This is a genomic window from Methylibium sp. T29 (genome assembly GCF_000576205.1).
Taxonomy (GTDB): Bacteria; Pseudomonadota; Gammaproteobacteria; order Burkholderiales; family Burkholderiaceae_C; genus Methylibium; species Methylibium petroleiphilum.
Window position 1 is genome coordinate 1 of record NZ_AZND01000223.1, and the last position, 5,451, is coordinate 5,451.

At 72.3% G+C, this 5,451-nt stretch carries 6 protein-coding genes and 1 pseudogene; 2 read left to right on the forward strand and 5 right to left on the reverse strand.

Translation table 11 applies throughout. The annotated features are described in order from the left end of the window. Positions 1 to 79: 79 nt before the first annotated feature. Positions 80 to 1,057 (forward strand): HAMP domain-containing sensor histidine kinase, encoded by a 978-nt coding sequence (locus tag x551_RS17945; RefSeq protein ID WP_051512132.1) that lies wholly within the window; start codon positions 80 to 82, stop codon positions 1,055 to 1,057. A 21-nt stretch (positions 1,058 to 1,078) separates the two neighbouring features. On the opposite strand, the gene x551_RS17950 is transcribed toward x551_RS17945, so the two are convergent. The 3 genes and pseudogenes from x551_RS17950 to x551_RS23670 form a co-directional block, all read right to left on the reverse strand. Next, the gene (locus x551_RS17950; protein ID WP_036235542.1) at positions 1,079 to 1,558 is read right to left on the reverse strand and encodes a DUF3717 domain-containing protein; all 480 of its coding nucleotides are present in this window, start codon (positions 1,556 to 1,558) and stop codon (positions 1,079 to 1,081) included. 22 nt (positions 1,559 to 1,580) lie between these two features. Beyond that, positions 1,581 to 2,890, reverse strand: a pseudogene (locus tag x551_RS17955) (tryptophan--tRNA ligase). Between the two features lie 57 nt (positions 2,891 to 2,947). Further along, complete coding sequence (locus x551_RS23670) at positions 2,948 to 3,652, reverse strand: hypothetical protein (protein ID WP_051495910.1); 705 nt, start codon at positions 3,650 to 3,652, stop codon at positions 2,948 to 2,950. Positions 3,653 to 3,777: 125 nt separating this feature from the next. Here x551_RS23670 and purN point away from each other — a divergent pair, with 125 nt between their 5' ends. Continuing rightward, the gene (gene purN / locus x551_RS17965; RefSeq protein ID WP_036235540.1) at positions 3,778 to 4,407 is read left to right on the forward strand and encodes a phosphoribosylglycinamide formyltransferase; all 630 of its coding nucleotides are present in this window, start codon (positions 3,778 to 3,780) and stop codon (positions 4,405 to 4,407) included. A 31-nt stretch (positions 4,408 to 4,438) separates the two neighbouring features. On the opposite strand, the gene x551_RS17970 is transcribed toward purN, so the two are convergent. Continuing rightward, positions 4,439 to 4,873, reverse strand: coding sequence for a universal stress protein (locus tag x551_RS17970; RefSeq protein ID WP_011830221.1), 435 nt, complete (start codon positions 4,871 to 4,873; stop codon positions 4,439 to 4,441). Positions 4,874 to 4,991: 118 nt separating this feature from the next. Further along, positions 4,992 to 5,451 (reverse strand): rhodanese-like domain-containing protein (locus tag x551_RS17975; RefSeq protein WP_161728069.1); only part of this gene is annotated, 460 nt, incomplete at its 5' end.

Genomic DNA, 5,451 nt, shown 5'->3' on the forward strand with positions numbered 1-5,451 from the left:
TGCCCGACCTCGTCGAGCGCCGCCCGCCGCAGCGCGTGGCGCTCAGCGACGGCCGCACGCTGTGGTGGTGAGACCGAGCATGCTGCGTCCGGGCGGGCGCGGCCCCGACGGCCGCCTGCTGGTGCCCGAGCCGCCGTTCTTCATGCGCGGCGTCGGCCTGTTGCTGACCCTGGGTGTGCTGTTCGTCGCCGTGGCTGGCGGGGCCTACCCCGTGGTGCGGCGCCTGACACGCCGGCTCGAGACGCTGAAGCGCGGTGTCGAGACCTTCGGCGCCGGCGAACTGCACCACCGCGTGGACGCCACCGGCCGCGACGAGATCGCCGCGCTGGCGGCGAGCTTCAATGCGGCCGCCACGCGCATCGAGTCGCTCGTGCAGGCCAACCAGTCGCTGCTGGCCAACGCCAGCCACGAGCTGCGCTCGCCGTTGGCTCGGCTGAAGATGGCCCTGGCCATGCTCGACACCACGCCGGCCGAGCGCCGCGGTGCGCTGAAGGACGAGATCGAGCGCAACATCCGTGAACTCGATGCGCTGGTGGAGGAGGTGCTGCTTGCCAGCCGGCTCGATGCCCGCCACCAGCGCTCGCGCGACGGTGTCGACGAGCGGGTGCGCGAGCCGGTCGACGTGATCGCGCTCGCCGCAGAGGAAGCGGCGCGTGTCGACGCGGTGCTCGAGCTGCCGGACGAGGCCGACCGCGCCGCGGCGCTGCCCGCCACGCTGAGCGGCGACGAGCGCCTGCTGCGCCGCGCGCTGCGCAACCTGCTGGAGAACGCCCGCCGCTACGGCGGCGCCGGGGCGCCGGCGCTGCAGCTGCGCCGCGTCGGAGAGTGGCTGGAACTGAGTGTCAGCGACCGCGGTCCGGGCGTGCCCGCATCGCAGCGCGAGCGCATCTTCGAGCCGTTCTACCGTCTGCCGGGTCATGCCGAGCAGGCCGGCGGCGTGGGGCTGGGGCTCAGCCTGGTCCGGCAGATCGCCCAGCATCACGGCGGCGACGTGCGTTGCGAGCCGCGCGCGGGCGGCGGCAGCCGTTTCGTTCTCCGCCTGCCGATCGCGCCCTGAAGCGCGATGGCGGCGAGCGGCTCAGGCCGCCGCCGTCGGCGGGCTGGCGGCCGAAGTGTCTTCGCCCGGGCTCGCAGGTCGCGCGGCCGTCGCATCGACCTCGTGCGCACGTTCGGCATAGCGGTTGAATCGCCAGGCCGTGGCCTCCATCGTGATGCGCCGCCAGGTGGCCCGCTTCGCGGCCGGGCTCAATGCGGGCCAGTGCTGTACCTCGTCGAAGGTCCGGCCGCAGCCCTTGCAGACGTCGTCGCCCTGGCTGGTGGAACAGATCGCGATGCATGGCGCGTCGGGCGTGCTCGCGTACCAACCGAGCCACGCGGCCTTGGCTTTCGCCGGCATGGTGGCCTCGTCGCATTCGCTCTCGCGGTAGTAGACGAGCAGCGCATACACCTCGGCCAGCGCGCGCACCTCGGCGCAGGCGGTGATGCCGTCGGGCGAGGGCGAGCGCTCGCGCCACCAGTTGATGGCCGACTCGATGTCGGTGATGTGGATGCCGGCCATGGCCGAGTCCTGCGTCGTGCAGTCAGGCTTGCGCGGCGACCAGCGCGCTCAGCGCCGCTTCCACTTCGGCCGCGTCGACACCTTCGCCGCGCTGCACCGGCGCCTCGGCCAGCGCCGCCGCGCCCTCGGTCTTCAGGCGCTTCACCCAGCCGCCGGCCTCGCGGCCCTCGGCCAGGCCGGCGCTCTGCAGGAGCACTCGGTCGTCGGTTGCCGTGAGCTTGAAGAAGAACAGCCCGTTCTCGCGGTACTGCTTGAATTCGGGCAGCGCCTTGCCGGCCGCGCGTGCCGGCGCCTGCTTCACGGCCGGGCGGCTCACCGCCACCATCGCGCGCAGGCCGACCGCGTCGCGCAGCTCGCGCATCAGCGGCAGCGCCACCGCGCGGGCCTTGCGGGCGCCTTCGAGCAGGGCTTCCTCCACGCGCTCGGGGTGGGCCATCAGCTCCTCGTAGCGGGCCCGCATCGGGCCCACGTGCGACTCGATCAGCGCCACGCAGCGCGCCTTGGCCTCGCCCCAGGCGAGTCCGGCGCGCAGATCGGCACGCAGCGCGGCACGCTGTTCGGTGCTGGCGAAGGCGTCGTGGATGGTCACCAGCGAGGAGCCGTCGGGATCCTTGGCCTCGCCAGGCAGCCGCGAGTCGGTGACGATGCGCGCCACCGCTTCCTTCAGCGCCTTCGGCCCGCCCTCGAACAGCGGGATGGTGTTGTCGTAGCTCTTCGACATCTTGCGGCCGTCGAGGCCGGGAAGCGTGGCCACGTCCTCCTCGACCTCGGCGCGCGGCAGCACGAACAGCTCGCGGCCGCGGCCGAACAGGTGGTTGAAGCGCTGGGCCACGTCGCGCGCCATCTCGATGTGCTGGACCTGATCGCGCCCGACCGGCACGCGGTGGGCGTTGAACAGCAGGATGTCGGCCGCCATCAGGATGGGGTAGCTGTACAGGCCCATCGAGATGTTGGCGTCGATATCCTCGCCGGCCGCCTCGTTCGCGTCGGTCGCGGCCTTGTAGGCGTGGGCGCGGTTCATCTGGCCCTTGGCGGTCACGCAGGTCAGCAACCAGGTGAGTTCGGTGACCTCGGGGATGTCGCTCTGGCGATAGAAGGTGACGCGCTGCGTGTCCAGGCCGGCGGCCAGCCAGGTGGCCGCGATCTCCAGCCGCGAGCGCTCGATGCGGTCGGGCTCGTCGCACTTGATCAGCGCGTGGTAGTCGGCCAGGAAGAAGAAGCTCTCGACGCCGGGCTCGCGGCTCGCGGCGATGGCCGGCCGGATCGCGCCGACGTAGTTGCCAGGTGGGGCGTGCCGGTCGTCGTGATGCCGGTGAGGACACGTTGCGTCATGAGGGGCTCTTCCAGGAACTCGTCGGGTCGCGGATTCTAGGCAGGCGCCCCGGCGCCTCAGTCGTCCGTGCGCGTGCGCAGCCAGGCGGTGGCGATCAGCAGCAGCGGCACGAAGGTCTCCAGGCCTTCCTCGTGCAGATGGGACAGCGCGGTGGCCGTCCAGCCGAGCGGGCGGTGGTATTCGTCGGCCATCACGGCGGGCAGGCGGTCGAACACCTTGGACAGCACCAGCAGGCCGCCCGCCAGGACGACCAGCCGGCCCCAGGGCTGGCGGTAGAGGCGCCGGCGCAGGAAGGCGAGGGTGTTGTAGCCCAGGCCGGCCAGCACGGTGCCGAGCACGCCGAGCGCGATGAGGCCGCCGAGCAGCTTCTGCAGCGTCGTGACCTCGTGCCCGCGGTAGAAGTTGATCTTCAGGAAGCTGACGCCTCCGAACACCGCCTGCTTGTGCAGGTCGAGTTCGCGCGCGCAGAACAGCAGGCTCACTGCGGCCAGCAGCAGGGTGTAGCGGTTCAGGCCGCCGGTGGCGAGCACCACCACCGCCAGCAGTAGCCAGGCGAACACGCTGGTCCATTCGAGCGGACCGTCCTCCGAGGTGAGCCAGTCGACCATCGCGTGGTCACCCGACAGCGCGATCGCCACGAGCCACAGCACCATCGCGGCCAGCAGCGTGACCGTGACGACCTCGGCGCGGCTGATCGGCGCCCAGGCGTTCGACGTCAGGGAGGGGGAAGAGGGCAGCGAGCGCCCGGGGACAGCGTTCATGGCGTGGGAGCGTGGGGTGGGTCGCGGGATGCTGCAACGGGCAGCCCGGAGGGCCTGTCGCCGAGGCGTCGCAGGCCGGGCGATGATTATCGGCGGCTTGCGATACCCGCCTACACTGCCGGCCCATGAAGCGCATCGTGATCCTGATCTCCGGCCGGGGCTCCAACATGGAGGCCATCGTCGAGGCCTGCGCTGCGCAGGCTTGGCCGGCCCGGATCTCGGCGGTGATCAGCAACCGCGCCGACGCCGCGGGCCTGGACTACGCTGCCGCGAGAGGTATCGCGACGTCGGCGGTCGAGCACCGCGCCTACCCCGACCGCGAGCGCTTCGACGCCGCGCTGGCCGAGGCCATCGACCAGCACGCGCCCGACCTGGTGGTGCTCGCCGGCTTCATGCGCATCCTGACGGCGAGCTTCGTTCAGCGCTATGCCGGCCGCCTGCTCAACATCCACCCGTCGCTGCTGCCGGCCTTCACTGGCCTGCACACCCATCGGCGCGCGATCGAGGCCGGCTGCAAGCTGGCCGGCGCCACCGTGCACTACGTGACCGCCGAGCTGGATCATGGCCCGATCGTCGCGCAGGCGGCGGTGCCGGTGCTGCCCGACGACACCGAGCAGACGCTGGCCGCCCGCGTGCTGGCCAGCGAGCACCGGCTCTATCCGATGGCGGTGCGCTGGGCGGTCGAGGGGGCCCTGCGGATCGAGGCCAACGGCGTGGTGCGGCAGCGCGACGGCGCCGCGCAACTGCTGCTCTGAACTCCGCCCGGGCCGCAGCCCGGGCCTGCGCTCAGCGCACCACCAGCACCGGGATCGCGGTGTGCGTCAGCAGCTTCTGGGTCTCGCTGCCCAGCAACAGCGCGCTCATGCCACGGCGGCCGTGCGAAGCCATCACGATCAGGTCGCAGCCGCGCTGGCTCGCATGCTCGATGATGGCCTCGTAGGGATGCAGCGCCTCGATGGTGTAGGTCTCGCAGCCCAGGCCGGCGGCCTGGCAGGCGGCGGCGACCTGCTGCACGCGCCGCTGCGCGATCTGCTCCTGCGCGTCGAAGTACTCCTGCGGCGCCACCGGCTGGATCTCGCTGATCGCGCTGTAGGGGAAGGGCTCCTTGACGCTCAGCGCCTCGATCTTCGAACCCAGGGCCTTGGCGAGCGACACCGCGGTGGCGACGGCCTTGCCGGTGACGTCGCTGCCGTCGGTGGGAACCAGGATGCGTTGGTACATGGCGGCCTCCTTGGCTGCGGGACTGATAGGCGCATCTTGCGCCGTTGCCCCGCCCCTGATCTTGCCGAGGATCAAGCTTTGCGTCGAGCCTGCCCGCGGGCGCGGTGCGGACTTCCGCTCAGCCGCGCGCCACCGGGCGCGCCGGATCGGCGCACCATTCGCTCCACGAGCCCGGGTAGAGCGCGGCGCCGGGCAGTCCGGCCCGTTCCATCGCCAGCAGGTTGTGGCAGGCGGTGACGCCGGAGCCGCACTGCTGCACCGACTCGGCCGGCGGCCGGCCGGCGAGCAGCGGCAGGAAGGCGGCATGCAGCGCCGCGGGCGCGAGGAAGCGGCCTTCGGCGTCGAGGTTGTCCTTGAACGGCCGGTTCAGTGCCCCGGGGATGTGGCCGGCCACCGGGTCCAGTGGTTCGACGTCGCCGCGAAAGCGCTCCGGCGCCCGCGCGTCGATCAGCCGCACGCGACCGAGCCCGGCCTGCAACGCGGCGGCATCGACCGTCGGAACCAGCGAGGCCGCGGGTACATAGGGGGGCCGCGCCGCGACGGCCGCCGGCGTTTCGCTCTCCAGCGCGCCGCCGGCC